The 544-nt window shown below is 50.2% G+C and carries 2 protein-coding genes; one reads left to right on the top strand and one right to left on the bottom strand.

Annotated elements, in window-relative coordinates; all coding sequences use genetic code 11:
• Positions 1-235 (top strand): hypothetical protein (locus tag OB13_RS20385; protein ID WP_461492026.1); only part of this gene is annotated, 235 nt, incomplete at its 5' end.
• A gap of 91 nt (positions 236-326) precedes the next feature.
• Here OB13_RS20385 and OB13_RS20380 read toward each other — a convergent pair.
• Positions 327-544 (bottom strand): T9SS type A sorting domain-containing protein (locus OB13_RS20380; protein WP_461492025.1); only part of this gene is annotated, 218 nt, incomplete at its 5' end.

Genomic DNA, 544 nt, shown 5'->3' with positions numbered 1-544 from the left:
CGAAACCGGCCTGCCTGCCGCCCTGCCTGCTGATGTGATCTACGCGACCAAGCCCCTCATCAGCGGAGAAGTATACAAAACAGCGAGCTTCCAGGGAAGCAGCCTGACATACTTTGACACCACACAAATCATCCAGGTGCTCGATACAGCCGATGCCGTTTTTGTAAGAGCCCGGGTTCAGAAAGACACCGCCGCCTATACCGGTTTTGTTTCTAAAGCCATCCTGCCTGAATAAGTTTGGAGTGCCATGACTTTATACCGGTACCCCTAAAACAGAAGCGCCTTCCTGCAATGAGGAAGGCGCTTCTGTTTTAGGGGTAGGTCAGTTACTTCACAACAACCCGTCTCACCGAGCTATAATTCTCCGTCTCTATTTTCACATAGTATAGGCCCTTTGCAAAGTTGTTCAGGTCTATCGTCTTGGAAGACTGTATGTCAGAGCGGCTCAGGACCTCGTGGTAAATCTCATTGCCAATCACGTTGATGATGCGCAGATCTACCTGCCGGGCATCCAGGTTAGCGAAAGAAATCGTAAAAACCCCAT

The sequence above is a fragment of the Pontibacter sp. HJ8 genome, assembly GCF_054824225.1.
Note: the sequence above shows the minus strand (reverse complement) of the source record. Positions and strands in the feature narration are given on the sequence as shown.